16 protein-coding genes are annotated in these 18,245 nt (G+C 71.2%); 7 read left to right on the top strand and 9 right to left on the bottom strand.

The features are described 5' to 3' along the window. Positions 1-69: 69 nt before the first annotated feature. Together FS769_RS06230 and FS769_RS06225 are read right to left on the bottom strand one after the other, a co-directional pair. Positions 70-813: an ABC transporter ATP-binding protein gene (locus tag FS769_RS06230; RefSeq protein WP_396652407.1), complete on the bottom strand. Its 744-nt coding sequence runs from the start codon at positions 811-813 to the stop codon at positions 70-72. Then, complete coding sequence (locus FS769_RS06225; RefSeq protein ID WP_144830806.1) at positions 810-2,267, bottom strand: ABC transporter permease; 1,458 nt, start codon at positions 2,265-2,267, stop codon at positions 810-812. Before FS769_RS06225 ends, FS769_RS06230 begins: the two co-directional genes overlap by 4 nt. A gap of 122 nt (positions 2,268-2,389) precedes the next feature. On the opposite strand from FS769_RS06225, the gene FS769_RS06220 reads away from it, so the two are divergent. Both FS769_RS06220 and FS769_RS06215 read left to right on the top strand, forming a co-directional pair. Then, positions 2,390-3,124 (top strand): response regulator transcription factor, encoded by a 735-nt coding sequence (locus FS769_RS06220; RefSeq protein WP_144831977.1) that lies wholly within the window; start codon positions 2,390-2,392, stop codon positions 3,122-3,124. After that, positions 3,121-4,575 carry a cell wall metabolism sensor histidine kinase WalK gene (locus FS769_RS06215; protein WP_144830803.1) on the top strand — a complete coding sequence of 485 codons (1,455 nt, stop codon included), beginning with the start codon at positions 3,121-3,123 and terminating at the stop codon, positions 4,573-4,575. Before FS769_RS06220 ends, FS769_RS06215 begins: the two co-directional genes overlap by 4 nt. 288 nt (positions 4,576-4,863) lie before the next feature. On the opposite strand, the gene FS769_RS06210 is transcribed toward FS769_RS06215, so the two are convergent. The 6 genes from FS769_RS06210 to FS769_RS06185 all read right to left on the bottom strand — a co-directional run bounded on the left by FS769_RS06210 (position 4,864) and on the right by FS769_RS06185 (position 11,356). After that, on the bottom strand, positions 4,864-6,801 hold the full coding sequence (locus FS769_RS06210; protein ID WP_144830800.1) for a YhgE/Pip domain-containing protein: 1,938 nt from the start codon (positions 6,799-6,801) through the stop codon (positions 4,864-4,866). Continuing rightward, entirely contained in the window at positions 6,798-7,412 is a 615-nt protein-coding gene (locus FS769_RS06205) for a hypothetical protein (RefSeq protein ID WP_144830797.1), read from the bottom strand. Before FS769_RS06205 ends, FS769_RS06210 begins: the two co-directional genes overlap by 4 nt. Then, positions 7,409-8,014 carry a TetR/AcrR family transcriptional regulator gene (locus tag FS769_RS06200; protein WP_144830794.1) on the bottom strand — a complete coding sequence of 202 codons (606 nt, stop codon included), beginning with the start codon at positions 8,012-8,014 and terminating at the stop codon, positions 7,409-7,411. The genes FS769_RS06205 and FS769_RS06200 overlap by 4 nt, the downstream gene beginning before the upstream one ends. 415 nt (positions 8,015-8,429) lie before the next feature. Further along, on the bottom strand, positions 8,430-9,872 hold the full coding sequence (gene argG, locus FS769_RS06195) for an argininosuccinate synthase (protein WP_144830791.1): 1,443 nt from the start codon (positions 9,870-9,872) through the stop codon (positions 8,430-8,432). Between the two features lie 81 nt (positions 9,873-9,953). Continuing rightward, a complete protein-coding gene (locus FS769_RS06190; RefSeq protein WP_260979706.1) occupies positions 9,954-10,622 on the bottom strand; it encodes a peptidylprolyl isomerase in 669 nt (222 codons plus the stop codon). A 26-nt stretch (positions 10,623-10,648) separates the two neighbouring features. Continuing rightward, positions 10,649-11,356 carry a Pr6Pr family membrane protein gene (locus tag FS769_RS06185; protein WP_186325438.1) on the bottom strand — a complete coding sequence of 236 codons (708 nt, stop codon included), beginning with the start codon at positions 11,354-11,356 and terminating at the stop codon, positions 10,649-10,651. Positions 11,357-11,465: 109 nt separating this feature from the next. On the opposite strand from FS769_RS06185, the gene FS769_RS06180 reads away from it, so the two are divergent. After that, the gene (locus FS769_RS06180) at positions 11,466-12,752 is read left to right on the top strand and encodes an adenylosuccinate synthase (RefSeq protein WP_144830788.1); all 1,287 of its coding nucleotides are present in this window, start codon (positions 11,466-11,468) and stop codon (positions 12,750-12,752) included. Further along, complete coding sequence (locus tag FS769_RS06175) at positions 12,752-13,951, top strand: beta-propeller fold lactonase family protein (RefSeq protein ID WP_144830785.1); 1,200 nt, start codon at positions 12,752-12,754, stop codon at positions 13,949-13,951. Before FS769_RS06180 ends, FS769_RS06175 begins: the two co-directional genes overlap by 1 nt. 28 nt (positions 13,952-13,979) lie before the next feature. Here the strand turns inward: FS769_RS06175 and FS769_RS06170 are convergent, their stop codons facing one another. Beyond that, the gene (locus tag FS769_RS06170; protein WP_144830782.1) at positions 13,980-15,104 is read right to left on the bottom strand and encodes an AI-2E family transporter; all 1,125 of its coding nucleotides are present in this window, start codon (positions 15,102-15,104) and stop codon (positions 13,980-13,982) included. Between the two features lie 80 nt (positions 15,105-15,184). Between FS769_RS06170 and FS769_RS06165 the strand changes: the two genes are divergently transcribed. From FS769_RS06165 to FS769_RS06155, 3 genes are all read left to right on the top strand, one after another. Beyond that, complete coding sequence (locus FS769_RS06165; protein ID WP_144830779.1) at positions 15,185-15,490, top strand: chorismate mutase; 306 nt, start codon at positions 15,185-15,187, stop codon at positions 15,488-15,490. A 429-nt stretch (positions 15,491-15,919) separates the two neighbouring features. Beyond that, entirely contained in the window at positions 15,920-17,230 is a 1,311-nt protein-coding gene (locus tag FS769_RS06160) for a glycine betaine/L-proline ABC transporter ATP-binding protein (RefSeq protein WP_144830777.1), read from the top strand. Beyond that, entirely contained in the window at positions 17,227-18,204 is a 978-nt protein-coding gene (locus tag FS769_RS06155; protein ID WP_144830773.1) for a proline/glycine betaine ABC transporter permease, read from the top strand. The genes FS769_RS06160 and FS769_RS06155 overlap by 4 nt, the downstream gene beginning before the upstream one ends. Positions 18,205-18,245 lie beyond the last annotated feature (41 nt).

Below are 18,245 nucleotides of genomic sequence, written 5' to 3'. Positions count from 1 at the left end.
GGACCGGGGCAGGACGGGGAAGACCCGGGGCCCCGCGCAGGGGGGAGGCGGAGCCCCGGGTCGGTCTGATCAGGCGCGTGTGATATCGGTCACGACACCCCTGTCGAGGCGCAGACGCCGGCGGGCGCGGCGGGCCACGGCCGAGTCGTGGGTGACCACGATCAGGGTCAGCCCCTCCGCGTTCAGCGCCTCGAGCACGTCGAGGATCTCGTCGCGCATCGCCTCGTCGAGGTTGCCGGTCGGTTCGTCGGCGAGCAGCACCCGGGGCTGCTTGGCGGTGGCGCGGGCGATCGCGACGCGCTGCTGCTGCCCGCCCGAGAGCTCGCCGGGGCGGTGGTCGGCCCGATCGGCGAGACCCACCCGCGTCAGGGCCTCGGTCACCCGGCGCCGGCGTTCTGCCCGGTCGAGTCCGAGCGGTTCGAGGCCCATGTCGACGTTCTCGGCCGCGGTGAGGGTGGGAATGAGGTTGAACCCCTGGAACACGAAGCCGATCTCCTCGGCACGCAGACGGGAGAGCTGCGTGTTCGAGGCGCGGGCGATGTCGATCTCGCCGAGCACGACGGCGCCGCTCGAGGGACGGTCGAGCGCGCCGAGCATCTGCAGCAGGGTCGACTTGCCGCCGCCGGTCGGCCCCTGGATCGTGACGAAGTCTCCGGCGTCGATCTCGAGATCGACCCCCGCGAGGGCCTGAACGGTGCGCTCGCGCTGACGGTAGGTGCGCGTGACGCCCTCGAGGCGGTAGGCGGTGGCGGTGCGGGTGGGAACGGTGAGGCTCGTGGTCTGTCTCCTTCGAAGGGGGTGGATGCCGCTCACGCGACCGAACGCAGGGCTGCGGCAGGGCTGAGGCGAGCGGCTCGCCACCCGCCGAACGCTCCCGCGAGCACGCCGCCGAGCACCGCGATGCCGACCGCGGCAAGCACGACCGCGGGGGTGATCGGGGCGTTCAGCACGACCTCGGTGGCCTGCGCCGCCGCCTGTCCGAATCCGCCGCCGGCCCCGCCGCCCGGGCCTCCCGCGCCGCGGCCCGGCCCGCTCGTCGTGCTCGCGGCGACCGAGAGGGTCGGCGAGATCACGTTCACCAGCAGGATGCCGCCGAGCCCGAGGATCAGACCCGCGACCCCGCCGAGCAGGCCCTGCGCGAGCGACTCGCCCGCGACCTGGCGCACGATCCGGGCGTTCGACCATCCGATGGCCTTCAGCGTGCCGAACTCGCGGGTGCGACGCGCGACGCCCGAGATGGTGAAGAGCACGGCCAGCGCCAGCGCGACCAGCAGCACGACCAGAGAGAGCCACGTACCCAGGTTCGAGATCATCGACGACGCGCTCGAGAGCGAGCCCGAGACGGTGGAGGCGAGCTGGGACTCCGAGCTGACGGTGGCCTCGGGGAGTGCGGCCGCGATCCGGCTCTGCACCGCGTCGATGGCATCCGACGACTCCGCCTGCACGTACACGGTCGACACCACGTCGCCGACGCCCGCGAGCGACTGGGCGATGTCGAGGGGGAGGTAGACGTTCGCGGCGGTGTCGGCGTCGGCCGAGGCCGAGGCGACGATCCCGACGACCTGCACGGCGGTGCCGGCGACCTCGACGGTGTCACCGACGGCGAGGCCCGCGCTCGCCGCGTAGGTCGCATCGACGACCGCGACGTCGCTGCCCACGTCGTCGCCGGTCAGGGCGCGGCCCTCGCTCACGGTGACCGCCGACAAGGGCCCGACGGATGCCGCGGGGTCGACGCCGAGCACGCTGAACGAGTCGACGCCGAAGCTGCCGCCGCCCTGTCCGTCTGCCGGGGGTTGCCCGCCGCCGTCGGTCGGGGCGGATCCTGTCGTTCCCGTCTCGGTGCCGCGCTGCGGGATCTCGCCCGAGAAGGTCATGTTGGTCAGCGACAGGGCACCGGTCGCCGCCGAGACGCCGTCGATGTCGGCGACGGAGGTCACGGTCGAGGCGTCGAGGGGCGCGCGCTGGCGCTCGGCGACGAGACGTGACTGGTCGAGGGTCGTCGTGCCGTCGGTGGTGGTGCCGTCTTGAGCGCCGAAGTCGAAGCGGGCTCCGCCACCCTCGCCCGGTTGCGTCTGCGCACCGGTGACGGTGAGATCGGTGCCCACGCCGTAGACCGACGACAGCGCCTGCGTCTGCGCGTCGCGCACTCCCGCCGAGAGGGCGTTCACGACGATGACGAGCGCGATGGCGATCGCGAGTCCGACCGCGACGATCACGGTCTGCTTGGTGCGGCCGGCGAGTTCGCGCCGGAGGTACGTGCCGTACATGGGTCTCCTTCCGGACGCGGGGTGCGGCCGTCGGAGCGAAAGTAGGAACGCGACCCTCACCGCCCCCTCACGGTTTCTATGAAGGACGTATGACGCGGTGGCACCGCGTCGCGGGAGCGTGCATGCTGGCATCCGTGACCTCCCGCCCTGCCCCCCTCGCCCGCCCCGACGGCTCGCCGATCCGCGCGCTCGTCGTCGACGACGAGGCGAACCTCAGCGAGCTGCTGCGCATGGCGCTGCAGAACGAGGGCTGGGACACCCGCACGGCAGCGAGCGGTCAGGAGGCGTTGAACGTCATCCGCGACTTCGAGCCCGACCTGATGGTGCTCGACGTCATGATGCCGGGGCTCGACGGAATGGGTCTGCTCGCACGCGTGCGAGCCGCCGGCAACGACGCCCCCGTGCTGTTCCTCACGGCGAAGGATGCCGTGGAGGACCGGATCGCGGGCATCTCGGCCGGCGCCGACGACTACGTCACGAAGCCCTTCAACCTCGAAGAGGTGGTCGTGCGCCTCCGCGGCATGGCCCGCCGGCACGTGGCGGCCGTCGCCGACGCCGACCCGCGGCTGCGCGTGGGCGATCTGAGCCTCGACGAAGACGCGTACGAGGTCGAGCGCGGCGGCATCCCGATCAAACTCACCGCGCGGGAGTTCGAGCTGCTGCGCTACCTGATGCAGAACCCGCGCCGGGTGCTCAGCAAGGCGCAAATTCTCGACGAGGTGTGGAGCTACGACTTCGGCGGCGACGGAAGCGTCGTCGAGATCTACATCTCGTACCTGCGCAAGAAGATCGACACCCTCGGCGACCCGCTGATCCACACGGTTCGCGGCGTCGGCTACACGATCAAAGCCTCATGACCGTCGCGCCCCGCACCGCGCGCCCGCGCCGGTGGACGCTGCGGCGCACGCTCGTCGTCGGCACGAGCGTGCTCGTCGCGCTCGCCTTCGTCATCATGAGCGTCGCCACGATCGTGGCACTGCGCTCGTTCGCTTTCGACCGACTCGACCAGCAGGTGCGCGAGAGCCTGTCGTTCGTGGCGGGCTCGTCGCGGTTCGACGCGGGATCGCGGCCGCCCGCGGGCGGGTCGGGCGGGCCCGCGCCGCGCATCGGGTCACTGCAGGCCGTCGTCGCCGCCGACGGCACCGTCGAGCGGTCGGGCTACACGCGATCGGACGGCACCGAGGTCGCCCTCACCGACGATCAGGTCGCCCGTCTGACCACCGCGATCGCGACCGACCGGCAGCCCTCGAGCGTCGATCTCGGCGGCGACCTCGGCACCTTTCGCGTCGCGGGAGCGCAACGCGACGGCACGACGGTGTTCGCCGGGGAGTCCGAGGCCGACGTCAGCGCGACCACCTCGGCGTTGACGGTGATCCTCGCGGCGGTCGGGGCCGTCGTGCTCGTCGCCGCGATCCTGGGCCTGTCACTCTTCGTGCGTCGCAGCCTGCGGCCCCTCGAGCGGGTTGCCGATATCGCCCAGCGGGTCTCGACGCTTTCGCTCGACGCGGGAAGCGTCGACATCGCCGACCGCGTCGAACCGCCCGACACCGACCCCGCCACCGAGGTGGGCCGGGTGGGGGCGTCGCTGAACGACCTGCTCGCGCACGTGCAGCGCTCGCTCGACGCACGCCAGTACAGCGAGGAGCAGCTGCGCCGCTTCATCGCGGATGCCAGTCACGAACTGCGCACGCCCCTGGCCAGCATCCGCGGGTACGCCCAGCTCTCCCTCGGTGAGGACGCGCCGATGACGCCGACCCAGGCGCGGTCGTTCGACCGGATCGAGTCGGAGGCGCAGCGCATGGCCTCGCTCGTCGACGATCTGCTGCTGTTGGCGCGATTGGATGCCGGACAGCCCCTGCGCCGCGACGAGGTCGAGCTGACACTGCTCGCCGTCGACGCCGTGAGCGATGCGCAGGCGTCGGCGACGACGCACGAGTGGCGGCTCGACGTGAGCGAGGACCTCATCGAGGTGACCGGTGACGAGAACCGCCTGCGGCAGGTGATGGCGAACCTGCTGCGCAACGCCCAGACGCATACCCCGGCCGGCACGCGGGTGACCCTGTCACTCGCTCGCGACGGCGCCGACGCGGTGCTGAGCGTGACTGACACCGGACCCGGGATCGACCCCGCCGTCGCGGAGCGCCTGTTCGACCGCTTCGCCCGCGCCGACGACGCACGCAATCGCGACGAGGGCAGCACGGGCCTCGGCCTCTCGATCGCGCAGGCGATTGTGACCGCCCATGGCGGGTCGATCACGGTCGACAGCGTGCCTGGTCGGACGGTGTTCGAGGTGCGTCTGCCCGCGTGAGGCGGGCCGGGCGCGGGAGGCGAGGTGGCTGAGCTTGTCGAAGCCACCGGGGTGCCGCGCGGGGCGGGGGATAGGTGGCTCAGGGACCTGGGTGGGCGGATGCGAGGTGGCTGAGCTTGTCGAAGCCACCGGGACCACGCGGGGCCGGTCCCTTCGACAGGCTCAGGGACCTCGGTGGGCTCAGGGACCTCGGTGGGCTGAGGGACCTCGGTGGGCTGAGGGACCTCGGTGGGCTCAGGGACCTCGGTGGGCTCAGGGACCTCGGTGCACGAGGTCCCGCCCCGCGCCTCAGCCGATCAGGCTCGGCTGCAGGTCGCGCAGCGTGCGGTGATGTGTCATGCGCGTCACGCCGATCGCCGCCAGCAGCACGCCGCCGACCATCCACGCGCCCAGCACCAGCAGGTCGGGGCCGACCCGCGTGAGGTCTCCGCCGTACATGACCTGCCGCATGGCATCCACCACGTACCCCATCGGCAGCACGTGGTGCAGCGCCGCGAGGGGCGCGGGCAGCGTCTGCCAGGGGAACGTGCCGCCGGCCGTGACGAGCTGCAGCACCATGAGCACGAGTCCGAGGAACTGACCGACCGAACCGAGCCACACGTTCAGCGCGAGCACGATCGCCGCGTACGTCGCCGAGGCGAACAGCAGGATGCCGAGGGCCGCCCACGGATTCGCGAACGAGAACTGCAGCGCGATTGCGAGCACGGTGAACAGGCCGACCATCTGCAGGGCCCCGAGGCCCGCGGGCGTGAGCCAGCCCGCGAGCGTCACGCGGATGGGGGAGCGCAGAGCGGTGATCGCGCGCTTCGACACCGGCTTGACGATGAGGAATAGCGCGTAGATGCCGATCCAGCCGGCCAGGGCCGCGAAGAACGGCGCCAGACCGGCGCCGTAGTTCTGCGCCTTGGTGACCGAGCTCGTGCCGACCGCGACCGGGTCGGAGATCGCTGCGGCCTGCGCTTGGCGCGTCGCGTCGTCGGAGTCGGGGATCTGGTCGACACCGGCGGCGAGCCCGTCGCGCAACTGCGTGGCTCCGGTGGAGAGCTGTCCGATGCCGTCGTCGAGCTGGGTCGCGCCGTCGCGAAGCTGGGCGGATCCGTCGCGCAGCTGAGAGGCTCCGGATGCCGCGGACGCCGCGCCATCGGCGAGAGCCGAGGCCCCGTCGGCGGCGCTGGCGGCTCCGGCGGCCACGGTGGCGCTTCCGGATGCCACCTGGCGCGCGCCGTCGTCGAGCTGGTTGATCTGCGCGACGGTGTCCTGCACCCGCGTGTTGGCGCTCTGCAGGCGGTCGCCGACGGGGTCGAGGCGCGAGAGGATCTCGTTGACGCGGGCCTTGTCGAGCCCGGCGTCGGTCAGGGCCTTCGCGATGTCGGAGCGCGCCTGCGGAAGCTGGGCCGCGGCGTCGCCCGCGATCGAGCCGACCTGGCGGGCGGCGGCGTCGATGCGGTCCACACCGCCGGCGACCTGCTGGGCGCCGTCGGCGACGCGGGCGGATCCGTCGCGCAGCTGCGCGGTGCCGTCCTTCAGCTGGGCGGCGCCGGCCGACAACTGTGCGGTTCCGTCGGCGAGCTGGGCGGATCCGTCGGCGAGCTGCGTCGAGCCGCTCACGAGCTGCGATGATCCGTTCTTCGCGGTGCCGAGACCGTCGACCAGTTGCGTCGCGCCGGTCGTGGCGTCGACGAGCTGCACGCGGATGGTGTGCAGAGCGTCGAGCAGGGTGAGGCCGGCCTCGTCGACGACCTTCTGCGCGACGGAGGCCTGAATGCGCGCCACGGCCTGGGTGCCGATCGTCGACGCGAGGTAATTGTTGGCGTCGTTGGTGCGCAGCTCGATGTCGGCCTGGCGCGGGCTGTCGCTCGAGAGCGAGGCGACGGCATCGGTGAAGTCGGAGGGGAGCGTCACCACGAAGTCGAAGTCGCCGCGCTGCAGGCCCTGGTCGGCCTGCTCGGTCGAGACGCGATGCCATTCGAAGGTGTCGCTGTCGAGCAGCTGGTCGGCCGCTTCGTCGCCGAGGTTGCGCTCGGCTCCGTTGACCTCGGCGCCCTGATCGTTCACCACGAGGGCGACCGGCACGCTCGAGAGATTGCCGTACGGGTCCTGGTTGGCCCACAGGTAGAGCCCGCCGTAGAGGATGGGCACGGCCAACAGCGCGATGAGCGCGATGACCGACATGCGGGTGGAGGTGAGCCGTCGCAGTTCGGCCGTGATCATCTGGGGGATCTTCATCGCGCGGCCTCCGCGGTCTCGTCGAGGGCGTCGATCGCTGTGCGCGAGGCGTGCCCGGCCACCACGAGCACGGCGTACCCGCGCTCGGCGAACTCCTGTGCGATGCGCCACCAGTCCAGCGGCTCGCCGCCGTGGCGGTCGGGGGCGACCAGCACGAACCCTTCGACGTCGGTGCGGAGCGCGGCGAGCTCGAGCAGCAGGCGCACACGGGCCGCGGGCTCGACGTTGCCGATCGGAAGACCCGCGATCGCGTCGAGGCCGATGCCCTCGAGCCACCGCGCCGCGGCGAAGGGGGTGGGCGCGTGCCCCGCGAACATCAGCTCCTCGGCGACGACGCCGGTGACGGTGACGTTCGCCTCGGGCTCCGACACGATGGGGGCGTCGACCAGGGCGACGCGGCGGCGGAGGGCGCCGGCATCCGCTCGTCCGTCGATCGTGACGGAGCCGCTGTCGATCTTCATGCGGCCGGATGCCACGAGGCCCAGCACCGTGGGGCGCTGCTCGGTCTCGGCGACGACGAGCGTGGCCGAGCCGGTCTCGAAGGCGGTGGTGGTCTCGGGCAGCACGCTCTGCGCGCGGCCCTTCGCCACGGCGGTCAGGACGATTCTCATTGCGCCTCCAGGTCGGGGTGCTGCTCCAGCAGAGCGCGCGCTTCGGTCCACGAGAGCCCGGCGATGCCGAGCACGGCGCACACCGCGATCGAGCGGGCCGTCGAGGAGCCGGCGTCCACCCGGGCGACGACCATGCGGCCGGTCTCTTCGAGGAGGCGCGCGAGGGTGGGCGCGGGAAGATCCGTGCGCAGTTCGCCGGCGTCCTGCCCGCGGCGCACGATCGCCACGATGCGACGGCGGAGCGGGGCGAGCGCGGCGGAGGTCTCGGCGAGGTGCGCGTCGTCGAGCGCGAGGGCGGCGGCGGCCTGCACGTGGGCGGCTTCACGCCAGAGTTCGGATGCCAGGCGGGCGAGCGCGACGCGGGAGTCGGCGTCGTCGATCTCGTCGGCGATGGCGTTGAAGCGGGCGGCGCCTGCGGCGATGACCTCGCGCACGATCGCGTTGCGGTCGTCGAAGTGGCCGTAGAGGGCGCGGCGCGAGAGGCCGGCGCGGCGGGCGATCGTGTCGATCGAGGCGCGCGGGTCGTGGCCGATCGCCGCGGTGGCGGCGCTGAGGATGCCGGCGCGGTTCTCGATGGCGTCGCGGCGGGTGGGGGTGCTCACGGATGACCAGTGTACGCCGAAAGTGCACGCGGGTGTGCAACTTATCCGCGGAGGTGGCTGAGCTTGTCGAAGCCACCGGGCGGATGGTGGGGGATCGGGCGGAGGTGGCTGAGCTTGTCGAAGTCACCGGGCGGCTGCAGTGGGGCCCGGTCCCTTCGACAGGCTCAGGGACCTGGGTGAGCACGAGGAGGTGGCTGAGCTTGTCGAAGCCCCCGGGCGGCTGCAGTGGGGCCCGGTCCCTTCGACAGGCTCAGGGACCTCGGTGCTCGCGGGTGCGGGGTCCGGTCCCTTCGACAGGCTCAGGGACCTGGGTGCGCGGCTCAGGGACCTCGGTGAGCAGTGGGGCAGAGGTGGCTGAGCCTGTCGAAGCCACCGGGCCGATGCGGGCGCCGCGGGCTCTCATCGAAAGGTGTCGTCAGTCGGTGCCGGAGTCGAACGCGGCGCCTTCGCCCGCGGCATCCGTCGCGTCTGCGAGGCGCTCGCCGGCCGCGTCGAGCGGCGAGGCCGACTCGGTGATCTCCTGCGCGCCACCCGCGGTCACGTCGCCGACCAGCTCGCCGGTGGGTCCGCCGAGCAGGCCCATCGCGGCGTACTGCTCGAGACGCGCGCGCGAGTCGGCGATGTCGAGGTTGCGCATGGTGAGCTGACCGATGCGGTCGACGGGGCCGAACGCCGCGTCGCCCACGCGCTCCATCGAGAGCTTCTCGGGCGAGTACGACATTCCGGATGCCACGGTGTTGAGGATCGTGTAGTCCTCGCCGCGGCGCAGGCGCACGGTGACCGAACCGGTGATGGTCGACCCGACCCACTTCTGGATCGACTCGCGCAGCATGAGCGACTGCGGCTCGAGCCAGCGGCCCTCGTACATGAGGCGACCGAGGCGGCGACCCTGCTCGTGGTAGGTCGCGAGGGTGTCTTCGTTCAGGATGCTGTTGACCAGACGCTCGTAGGTCAGGAACAGCAGGGCCATGCCCGGGGCCTCGTACACGCCGCGCGACTTGGCCTCGATGATGCGGTTCTCGATCTGGTCGCTCATGCCCAGGCCGTGGCGGCCGCCGATGCTGTTGGCCTCGCGCACGAGCTCGACGGGGTCGGCGAAGCGCGTGCCGTTGATCGCGACGGGGCGACCGGCCTCGAACTCGACCGTGACGTCTTCGGTCTCGATCTCGACCTCGGGGTCCCAGAAGCGCACGCCCATGATGGGCTCGACGATCTCGAGCGAGACGTCGAGGTGCTCGAGGGTCTTGGCCTCGTGCGTGGCGCCCCAGATGTTGGCATCCGTCGAGTACGCCTTCTCGACGCTGTCGCGGTAGGGGAAGTCGTGCGCGACGAGCCACTCGCTCATCTCTTTGCGCCCGCCCAGCTCGGTGACGAAGTCGGCGTCGAGCCAGGGCTTGTAGATGCGCAGCGCGGGGTTGGCGAGCAGGCCGTAGCGGTAGAACCGCTCGATGTCGTTGCCCTTGTAGGTGGAGCCGTCGCCCCAGATGTCGACGCCGTCTTCTTTCATCGCGCGCACGAGCAGGGTGCCGGTGACGGCACGGCCCAGCGGCGTGGTGTTGAAGTAGGTGCGTCCGCCCGAGCGGATGTGGAAGGCGCCGCACGCGAGGGCGACGAAGCCCTCTTCGACGAGCGCGGTCTTGCAGTCGACCAGGCGCGAGACCTCGGCGCCGTACTGCGTGGCGCGGCCCGGGATCGAGGCGATGTCGTCTTCGTCGTACTGCCCGAGGTCGCCCGTGTAGGTGCAGGGCACGGCGCCCTTGTCGCGCATCCACGCGACGGCCACCGAGGTGTCGAGACCACCCGAGAACGCGATGCCGACGCGCTCGCCGACGGGAAGGGACTGAAGGACCTTGGACATGCCGTCAAGTCTAGAGCGGGCGGATGCCGAGACCCGATTCGGTGGAGAACTCGCGCCCCCGCGGGGGCGGGGGAGAAGGGGTCAGCCGATCGTCACGCCGGTGATCGTGACCGGGTTCGCCGGAGCGCCGTCGGAGGCGCCGCCCGCCGTTCCGGCCTGTGCGATCTTCTGCACGACGGCGAGGCCCTCGGGCGACATCGTGCCGAACACCGTGTACTTCGCCGGCAGCGGGGTGTCCTCGTACACGAGGAAGAACTGCGACCCGTTGGTGTCGGGGCCGGCATTGGCCATCGCGACCGTGCCGGCGGGGTAGGTCTCGCCGCCGTCGAGCTCGTCGGCGAAGCGGTAGCCGGGACCGCCGCGTCCGGTGCCCGTGGGGTCGCCGCACTGCAGCACGAAGATGCCCTCGGTGGTGAGGCGGTGGCACTCGGTGTTCGAGAAGTACTGCTGCTGCGCGAGCGAGACGAAGCTCTCGACGGTGCACGGGGTGCGCTCGCCCGTGAGAGTGATCGGGATGTCGCCCGCGGAGGTCTGCAGCGCGGCGGCGATGTCGCCGGTGGGGCGGTCGGCGCCGTCGGCGGGCGGGGTCGCGTCGGCCGCGGCCTGACCCGACGCCGCGTACGAGCAGTCGCCCGATGCAGCGCTCGAGGCGGGTGCGGGAGCCGCATCGCCGGAGGTGCCCGACGCGCAGCCGGCGAGCAGGAGCAGGGCGGAGGCGGCCAGGGCCGCGGACATCAGTCGGGTACGCACGCGTCCCAGGGTAGGCGTCGCAGCCGTCAGGTCGCGTGCGTGCTCGGCATCCGGATGCCGCGTGCCCGCCCGATCGCGACCACCCCGAAGGCCAACGCGACGATGGCGACCGCGATCACGATGATGTAGACCACCACGCTCCCCCACCCGCCGGAGTTGGGGTCGAGGAAGGGGTAGGGGTACCAGTAGGGCGCACCCGTCGTGGGGTTCGTGATCATGGGCGCGCGCAGCAGCGTGTAGACGATCCACGCGATCGGGAAGATCGCCGCGCCGAAGGCCGCCGCCCAGGCCAGCCGGCGTCGGCCGGGCCCGAGGAGCACGTCGAGCAGAAGGAACAGCGGCCCCCACACGTGCAGGATCTCGTTCGACCAGCCGACGGTGTCGGGCTGCAGGGGGAGCCCGCGCAGCAGCAGGTTGTAGACGATGCCGGTGACGATCATGTACGTCGACACGAAGGCGAGGGCGGTCGCGAGCCCCGCGGGATCGACCTCGACGCGGCGTCGTCGGGCGAAGAACCGCACGCCCAGCAGCACCAGCACGATCGCCGCCGACACGTTCGAGAGGATCGTGAAGAAGCTGAAGAAGTTGGCGACCACCGTCGTGGTGTCGCGACCTCGGGCGACGGCCTCGTTGAACGTCGAGACGAACTGCGCCACGACCGCGACGACGATGAGCGCGGCGATCACCACGCGCGCCGCGTTCCAGCCGGTGGCCCATCCCCGAGAGCGGATCATGCGCCCAGGCTAGCGAGGTGCACGCCCGGCGGGCCGGGGTTGCGCGGGGCCGTGTCGGACCCGCTCGATAGGATGGGGTGTACCGCCGGACAACATGCGAGGAGCACTCATGCCCGGAATCGTGATCGTCGGCGTCCAGTGGGGCGACGAAGGCAAGGGCAAGGCCACCGACCTGCTCGGTGAGCGCACCGACTGGGTGGTGAAGTTCAACGGCGGCAACAACGCCGGCCACACCGTCGTCATCGGCGACGAGAAGTACGCGCTGCACCTGCTCCCCAGCGGCATCCTGTCTCCGGGCGTCAACCCCGTGATCGGCAACGGCGTCGTCGTCGACCTCGAGGTGCTCTTCAACGAGCTCGAGGCGCTCAACGCGCGCGGCCTCGACACGAGCCGCCTGAAGATCAGCGCCAACGCGCACATCATCACGCAGTACCACCGAACGCTCGACAAGGTCACCGAGCGCTTCCTCGGCAAGCGCATGATCGGCACCACCGGTCGCGGCATCGGCCCGGCCTACGCCGACAAGATCAACCGCGTCGGCATCCGCGTGCAAGACCTCTTCGACGAGAACATCCTGCGCCAGAAGGTCGAGGGCGCCCTCGACCACAAGAACCACCTGTTGGTGAAGATCTTCAACCGCCGGTCGATCACGGCCGACGAGGTCGTCGACGACCTGCTGTCGTACGCCGAGCGCGTGCGCCCCATGGTCGCCGACACCTCGCTGCTGCTCAACGACGCTCTCGAGGCCGGCGACGTCGTGGTGTTCGAGGGCGGCCAGGCCACCATGCTCGACATCGACCACGGCACCTACCCGTTCGTGACCTCGTCGTCGGCGACCGCCGGCGGCGCCTCGACCGGCTCGGGCGTCGGCCCCAACCGCCTCGACCGCATCGTGGGCATCGTCAAGGCCTACACGACGCGTGTCGGCTCCGGCCCCTTCCCGACCGAGCTGTTCGACGAGAGCGGCGACTGGCTGCGCTCGCGCGGGTTCGAGTTCGGCACGACCACCGGTCGCCCGCGCCGCGTCGGCTGGTACGACGCGCCCATCACGCGCTACGCGACGCGCATCAACGGCATCACCGACCTCGTGCTGACCAAGCTCGACATCCTCGGCGGTCTCGAGCAGATCCCCGTGTGCGTCGCCTACGACGTCGACGGCGTTCGATACGACGACCTCCCGGTCAACCAGACCGACTTCCACCACGCGAAGCCCATCCTCGAGAACTTCCCCGGTTGGAGCGAAGACATCTCGTCGGCGCGCACGTTCGAAGACCTGCCGCAGACCGCGCAGGACTACGTGCTGGCGCTCGAGAAGATGAGCGGAACCCGCATCTCGGTCATCGGCGTGGGCCCGGCCCGCGATCAGGTGATCGTGCGCCACGACCTCATCGACTGATGCGCTTCTGGGTCGGCGCGTACGCCTCCGACGCGGGCTCGGCCGAGGGCATTGGCATCCTGCAGGCGGGCGAGGCCGACGCGCAGAGCGCCGGTGGTCCGCTGGGCATGGTCGGCACGGCCGTGGCCGCGCCCGGCTCGCCGTCGTGGATCGCGGCGCACCCGACGCACGACCTGCTCTATGCGGCCCTCGAGTCCGACGGCACGGTGCAGGCCTATCGGCGGACGTCCGAGACGCGGCTCGCGGCGGTCAGCGCGCCCGTCGACGCGGGTGCCGCGGTGTGCCACGTGGCCGTCTCTCCCGACGCGTCGTTCCTCATCGCGAGCTGCTGGGGCGACGGTCGCATCGTGCGCATCGACCTCGACGCCGCCGGGCGACCCTCCCGCCCGCAGATCGCCGCGGAGGCTGTCGACCCGTACGGCTCGTCGACCGAGGGGCCGACCCAGTCGACGGGCGCACGCGTCTCGGGCGCGGTCGTGCCCGATCTGGCCGCGGCCGCGCGCGCGGTGCGCGAAGCGGTCGGCGAGGAGTTCTCGCACCTCGTGCCCGGCTACGACGACGTGCCCGAGACGGATGCCGAGTCGGAAGAGGCTCTCGCGGGTGATCGCGTCTCGCGGGCCCACCAGGCCACCTTCCTGCCGGGCGGCCTCATCGCCACCACCGACATGGGGCTCGACCTCGTGCGGTTCTGGCGCTCCGGCGCTCAGGGCCTGCGTCTCGTGCAAGAGGTCGTGCTGCCGAAAGGCAGCGGACCGCGGCACGGTCTGTGGCATCCGTCGGGCTTCTTCTACGTCGTGACCGAGCTCAGTCGCGAGGTCTTCGTGCTGGGCGCCGACCGCGAGGGACGCTGGAGTGTCGTGTCGGGGGAGCCGCTGCTCGGTTCGCTCGAGACCGACACCGCCGCAGAGCTCAGCATGGGCCGCGACGGAACCACGCTCTACGCCGGCGTGCGCGGCAGCGACACCGTCGGCGTGCTGTCGGTGCGCGGCGGCGGTGAAGCCCTGCAGCTGCTCGCGCTCGCCGAAACCGGCACGCACTGGCCCCGACACCACGTGGTGGTCGACGACATGCTGCTCGTCGCGGGTCAGCTCGCCGACGAGATCGTGTCGCTCCCGCTCGACGCCCGCACCGGGGTGCCCGGTCGCGTGCGACACCGCACGCCGTCGCCGTCGCCGACGCGGCTGCTGCCCCGGCGCTGAGCCTGCGCGCGCTCTGGTCGCGCGCGGGCTACTTCTTCGCGTCCTGGCGCGGAATCACGATCTGCTTGATGATCAGCAGAACTGAGGCCGTCACCGGGATCGCAACCAGCGCACCGAGCAGGCCGAGCAGCGTGCCGCCGACGAGTGCGCCGATGACGACGAGCGCGCCGGGGATCGAGATCGTGCGGTTCATCACGCGGGGCGTCAGGACGTATGCCTCGACCTGCATGTACGCGAGATAGATCACCGCGAACCACAGACCGGCCGTCGGGCTCACTAGCAGAGTGAACAGCGTCGCCGTCGCCCAGAAGAGCACGGATCCGACGAGGGGGATCAGCGTGATGCCGAAGGCGAGTGCTGCGAGCAGGGCGGCGAACGGCTGCTGCAGGATCGTCAACACGATGAACGCGAACACCGCGTTGCACAGGGCCAGCACGACCATGCCGGCGAGGTAGCCACCAACCGAGTCGGTGATCTGCCCCGTCATGTCGGCGACGGTCTCGCGGCTTCGAGCGGGGCTGAGGCGCACGAGGCTGTTCTTCATCTTCGGCAGCGAGGCCAGGAAGTACAGGCTCAGCACGAGCACGATGATCGCGCCCGAGATGAACTCGCCGATCCCGATGCCGACCTGCAGCAGGCCGCCGCCGATCGCGGCGATGTTCGACGGGTTCGTGGCGAAGTTCTGGATCTCTTTGAGGATGTCGCCGAGGCTGTCGCCGAAGTTGGTCTCGACCCAGCGCACGGCCTCGCTGTCGATCAGGTCGTTCACGAACGAGGGGATGTCACCGACGAACTGCTCGACCTGCCGCACGACCGGCGGGATCAGCAGCCAGAGCGCCCCCGCGAGGATGACGGCCAGGCCGCCGAACACGATGACGATCGACCACGCGCGCGAGAGCCCGCGGCGCACGAGGAGGCGCACCAGGGGGTCGAGCGCGAGGGCCACGAACAGCGCGATCGCGATATAGATCAGCACCGTCGAGAGCTTGCCCAGAGCCAGGGCGAGAAGAAGGGCGGTCAGACCGCCGAGCGTGAGGAAGAACCCCGCCGCATAGGGCCGTGACAGCGCCGACCACATCGGTCGGTCGCGCGAGGTGGACGCCCCGGCGTCCGCGCCTTCGGCGGTGGGGTCGGGGCGCGTCGATCGGCTCATGGTGCCACTGTAGGACTCCCTGGGAGCCGCGCTCGGGGGCGCGCGCGGCGCGGTAGGGTCGGAGCGATCTGGGAGGCCACATGACCGACGCCGACGCTTCGACCATCCTGCAGGGGCTGCGGGGCAGCATCGACAACATCGACGCCGCGTTGATCTTCTTGCTGGCCGAGCGCTTCCGCTGCACCAAGCAGGTCGGGGTGCTCAAGGCGAAGCACGGCATGCCGGCATCCGACCCCGCCCGCGAAGAGCAGCAGATCGCTCGGCTCATGCGTCTGGCCGAAGACGCCGACCTCGATCCGGTCTTCGCCGAGAAGTGGTTCAACTTCGTCGTCGCCGAGGTCATCCGCCACCACCGCTCGGCCGCGGAGCAGCCCGCCGCCGACTGACGCCCCGCCCGGTTTGGCCCTGCCGCCGGGCGCGGAAGGTTCCGGATGCCACATCCCCGAGCCTTCGCGCAAGAGGCGTCGCGACACGCCCGGGCCTCGAGCAGCGACGGTCGACCCCCACCACCGGACCGCACCGATTCACACGTGCGCGCGTGCCACACGGCATCCGCGATCTCAAGCCGACCGGCGATTTGCCAGGCGATCCATGGGCGTGAAACGTTGGTGGAGGCCCTTGACGGGGCCGCCCACCCGACCAGTCCGCGGTCGCCGGTGACGACTCGGGGGAGTCGAACCGGTGAGCGTACGGTCGGCGGCCTGGGCGCCGGATCCGATGTCCGGCGCTGACGCGCTCCTCCCCCCGGAGAGCGCAGACGGCTGCCACCCGGGCGTGACCGCTGCGGCCACCCGAAGGCCGCTGAGGTGCACACAGTGACCCACCCGCCTGCCCTATCGACACCCGCCCTTGCGGCGAAGAACCTGTTCAAGGTCTTCGGCCGCGCTCCTCAGGCCGCCGTCGAGAAACTCCGCGCCGGTTCCTCGCGCAGCGAGGTCTCCGAGCAGGGGACCGCCGCCGTGATCGACGCGAGCTTCGAGGTCCAGCCCGGCGAGATCTTCGTCATCATGGGCCTGTCCGGCTCCGGCAAGTCCACGATCATCCGCATGCTGAACGGCCTGCACGAGGCCACCGCGGGAACCGTCGAGGTGCAGGGCGACGCCCTCACCGGCGTGAGCTCGTCGCGTCTGCGCTCGCTGCGCCGCGACCGTCTCGCGATGGTCTTCCAGCACTTCGCGCTCCTCCCGCACCGGACGGTCGCGGCCAACGTCGCCTACCCGCTCGAACTGCGCGGCGTCGACAAGGCCGAGCGGCTCGCGAAGGCGAACGAGATCCTCAACCTCGTGGGCCTCGAGGGCTGGGGCGACAAGCTCCCCTCGGCGCTGTCGGGCGGAATGCAGCAGCGCGTCGGCATCGCCCGCGCCCTCGCCGCCGACACCGACGTGCTCCTGATGGACGAGGCGTTCAGCGCCCTCGACCCGCTCATCCGCCGCGAGATGCAGGAGCAGCTGCTCGAGCTGCAGCGCACGCTGAAGAAGACGATCGTCTTCATCACCCACGACCTCAACGAGGCCATGTTCCTCGGCGACCGCATCGCCGTCATGCGCGACGGGCGCATCGTGCAGATCGGCACGCCCGAAGACATCCTCACCGACCCCGCCAATGACTACGTCGAGCAGTTCGTGCAAGACGTCGACCGTGCCCGCGTGCTCACCGCGGGCAACGTCATGGAGCGTCCGCGTCCGCGCGTCGAGGCCTCGGCCGGCCCGCGCACGGCGCTGCGCCAGATGCGCGACGCCTACATGTCGGCCGTCTACGTCACCGACCGCGACCGCAAGCCGCTCGGCATCATCACCGACCGCGACGCCATGAAGCTCGTGCGCGCCGGCGAGAGCTCGCTGCTGTCGAAGCTCAAGCCGCTGCCGCAGAGTGTGCACGAAGACGAGGTGCTGATGAACCTGTTCGTCCCCTCGGTCGAGTCGCCGCTCCCGCTGGCCGTGCTCGACACCGAGGGCCGTCTGAGCGGCGTCATCCCGCGCGTGACGCTGCTCGCCGCGCTCGGCCCCGGACCCACCTCGACCGAGGAGCTCACCGTGCTGCCCCAGCCCCTGCCCTCCGCCGAGATCGACGCGGTGCTCGATGCGCCGGATGCCACGTCGCTCGAGAACCAGGAGGTCGCCCGATGAACGGCTTCCGCATTCCCGTCGGCGTCTGGGTCGACTCCGGAGTCGACTGGCTCCGCGACAACCTCTCCGGCCTGTTCGACGTGATCGCCCTCGTGGTGCGCTTCCTCGTCGGCGGTCTCAGCGACATGCTGCTCGCCGCCCCCATCGTCGTCGTCATCGTCGTGGCGGCTCTGCTCGCCTGGCTCCTGCGCTCGTGGAAGCTCGCGCTCGGCACCGTGATCGGCTTCGCGCTGATCCTCGCGATGGGCCAGTGGGTCACCGCGATGCAGACCCTCGCCCTCGTGCTCGTCGCGACGGTCGTCGCCGTGGCGATCTCGGTGCCGCTCGGCATCTGGTCGGCGCGAAACTCCACGGTGCGGGCAGTGCTGAAGCCGATCCTCGACTTCATGCAGACGATGCCCGCCTTCGTCTACCTCATCCCCGCCATCACGTTCTTCAGCATCGGCGTCGTGCCCGGCGTCGTGTCGACCGTGATCTTCGCGCTGCCCCCCGGCGTGCGTCTGACTGAGCTCGGCATCCGGGGCGTCGACTCCGAGACCGTCGAGGCCGGTCACGCCTTCGGTGCCACACCGGGCCAGATCCTGCGCGGCATCCAGCTGCCGCTCGCGATGCCGACGATCATGGCCGGCATCAACCAGGTCATCATGCTCGCGCTGTCGATGGCGGTCGTCGCCGGCATCGTCGGAGCCGACGGCCTCGGCAAGGAAGTCGTCGAGTCGATTTCGACGGTCAACCTGCCCAAGGGCGTCGAAGCCGGCCTCAGCGTCGTCGTGCTCGCGGTCTACCTCGACCGCCTCACCGCCGCGCTCGGCAACCGCGCCGACAACACCGGATCGCTGCTCGGCGTGCTGGGCCGTCGCCGTGCCGCGCGCGCGGCTGACGCGACGTCCGCGGCCTCGACTCCGGATGCCGCCGACTCCATCGAGCGCGACCAGACGCCGACCCGCCGCACCCCGGTGTCGGCCGGGCGCTGAGCTCCGGCATCCGCCCCCTTCTTCTCCGCGTGAGGGGTCAT

Origin of the sequence: Microbacterium sp. BH-3-3-3, from assembly GCF_007679045.1 — a bacterium.
GTDB lineage: Bacteria > Actinomycetota > Actinomycetes > Actinomycetales > Microbacteriaceae > Microbacterium > Microbacterium algihabitans.
This window is presented reverse-complemented; position numbering and strand designations above follow the sequence as displayed.